General features: G+C 45.8%; 3 protein-coding genes. All 3 read right to left on the bottom strand.

From position 1 onward, the window contains the following. Positions 1 to 1,389: HelD family protein (locus AC1DWN_RS31685; RefSeq protein ID WP_477562829.1), on the bottom strand; the 1,389-nt coding region annotated here is incomplete at its 3' end. Between the two features lie 128 nt (positions 1,390 to 1,517). After that, on the bottom strand, positions 1,518 to 1,808 hold the full coding sequence (locus AC1DWN_RS31680) for a DUF1294 domain-containing protein (RefSeq protein WP_477562828.1): 291 nt from the start codon (positions 1,806 to 1,808) through the stop codon (positions 1,518 to 1,520). A gap of 67 nt (positions 1,809 to 1,875) precedes the next feature. Next, positions 1,876 to 2,835: ATP-dependent helicase C-terminal domain-containing protein (locus tag AC1DWN_RS31675; protein WP_477562827.1), on the bottom strand; the 960-nt coding region annotated here is incomplete at its 5' end.

Raw genomic sequence — 2,835 nt, 5'->3', positions numbered from 1 at the left:
ATCGAACGCCTGCTTCGGCAGTCCAAACAGCTGAAGCTGAATATAAGCAAGAGGTGCCAAATCCTCGGCGGCAGCAACACTCGTTTTCAGTCTTTCTGCTGTCTCCTTCGCCATAGCCTTAGGTATGCTCGCGATAGCCTGTTTGCCTTGGAACAGCGAGGCATACAGTTGAACCGCTGTATAAGAAGGAATTTTCTTCGTATAGCTATTAAACTTAGCCATTGCCTTTGCTCTTATTTTCTTATCATTGATGTTCTTCATCTTCAGCTCAGACTCAAGCCAGCGACGGATCCGGCTCACAAGCCGATCACGCTTCTTCATCAGTGTTTCTTCACCATAATCGGTACTGTACCATTCAAGCATAAGCTCGGGCGATAGCTCCAATCTCTCAATTGGAACAAAAGATACGGTTGGTACGATTTTTTGCTCAAAATCAGAAATTCGTTCGTCGATAATCGTTTTAAAGCTTAAGCTGCCTTTAAATCGACCCGCAGCATGCTCAATTTCATCAGCAGTACGTCGTTGTTCAAACCAATAGGCCATCGTATCGGAAGAGTCAACTACCGTAATCGTCTTTTCGAGAAGCTCGATCGTCCAGTCGCTGAATGTTGTCTGCTGAATATCACCTACACCAAGCTCAGGCAGCACTCCGGAAATATAGTCCAAAAACATCCGGTTTGGCGCGAAAATAATCATTCGTTCCGCCCGCATTCGATCGGCATATTGATAAAGCAAGAAAGCGAGCCTGTGCAGAGCGACAGTTGTTTTACCGCTTCCTGCTACTCCTTGAATGAACAACGCTTTATTTCGTTCTGTACGAATAATAAGATCCTGCTCGCCTTGAATCGTCGATACGATATCACGCAGCTTATTATCCTTGTTCTCACCTAGTCTATATAATAGAAATTCGTCCGTTACCGCGCCTTCCTCTTGACCTCGCACATAACTGTCGACTAGACGGGTAATTTCTCCCTGACGAATCATAAAATTCCGCTTCAAATGTACGTATCCGGTAATTTCATCATCCGGAGATTCATACGTAGCTGGCAAATCCCCACCTGTAAAGGAATAGAACATACTCGCTGCTGGCGCACGCCAATCAATAACAAGCAGCTCTGTGCTACCTTGCTTCGCGACACCGGCTTTGCCAATATACAAAGGTTTAATCTCGCTGCTTGGCAGCTCTTGAAAATCCAATCGACCAAAGTAAGGCTCGCGTTTCGAAATTTCCAGCCGTAATCTACGTTCCTCTTGTTGTAGATCGAGCATTTGCTCCGTAAAGTCGTCCCCTTTGTAGCGTGGACCAATCAAATCTAGTTGTGCAGTAATATCTCGCAGTGATTCAGTCAAGCGATCCTGCTCCTCTTGAAGGGCACTTTGAACCGTCATGTCAGTTACCTCCCAAGCGTAAACGGCCGTACCATTCATTTGATGGTACAGCAATCGTTTCGCGGTTATATGTAGTCTTATAAAAAAAGCGAGTTCCCACTATACCATGAAATTACAGAACAAAGCAATCAGAGCTTAACATCCATTCCAAAAAAATAAAGGATTACAATAATTAGGATGAGATTAAGCAACAAGAGAAACGGAACACCTACTGTAAACGATCGATGCTTCGTTTTGTGCCGCCATTTTTTCATCCCTAGAAGAGTGCCGCAAGCACCGCCGACCGCGCTTAAAATAAATAATTTCTTCTCAGGAACTCGCCTGCGCTGCAGCTTGGCACGTTTCTTATCCCAGCCCATTAACAGAAACGTATACGCATTAATAATGATCAAATATAGAAATAAAATATAAAACGTCATTCTACACAGCACATCCTTTCATTCAAAGAGCATTCGCTTTGTAAGAGCATACGCTACGCTTTACCTATTACGTATTTCTCGGCTTCGTACGATTGGTAGGCGCAGCTGTATACGGCTCCTCCGGCCAGTAATGCTTAGGATATCGACCCTTCAGATCCTTCTTCACCTCAAAATAGGTCGATTCCCAGAAGCTCCGTAAATCCTGAGTCACCTGTACCGGACGCTGTGACGGAGAAAGCAAATGGAGCGTTAAAGGAAGTTTGCCTCTCGCTAAACGAGGCGTTTCCTTCATTCCGAACAACTCCTGCAAACGAACCGCTAATACAGGTGTTTCAGGATTACTATAGTCAATTGGTATGCGTGAACCGCTTGGAACGACGATATGTGTCGGAACTTGTTCATCTAATTCTTGCTTTTGCTTCCAAGTCAGCTTGCCGTCAAGCAGTTGCAGCATCGACAGCTTTTGAAGATCCGAGCGGCTTTTCATACCATAGATGAGAGGCTTCAACCATTGCTCCATCGTATTCAGTAAGTCTTCATCAGAAGCGTCCGGCCAATCATCACCGCTCAGTGACATGAGACGCATACGAGCTTGCAGCTGCAGCGCTTGTTTGTTCATTCGTAGAATACCTATGCCTGACCGACGAATACCTTCTAGCAGCACCTCCGCTACTTGGTTCTCATCTGGATGATGAACTGGAGCTTCATTTAGTAAAATAGCGCCTAACCGAACACGTCTTCTAGCACGAACCGCTTGAGCTGACGCCTCCCATTCAACTACATCCTCTGTTGTCATGTAAGCCGTCAAATACAACTCGATATCATTCATGGTTAGTTCTGCTGCAATTCGAATACGGCTTTCTGTGCCTGCATCGTCCAATTCACAAGCGGTGAGAAACGGTGAGCGTGATAGCGGCTGCAAYTCAGGAAGCACAGCACCTCTACCGTTCGCCAGCAAATATCTGCCGTCATTCCGACGCTGTGCTATCCGATCTGGATAAGCCAGCGCAAGCAAAGCGCCTAGAGG

It is taken from the genome of Paenibacillus sp. P4_A7 (genome assembly GCF_056402455.1).
This window is presented reverse-complemented; position numbering and strand designations above follow the sequence as displayed.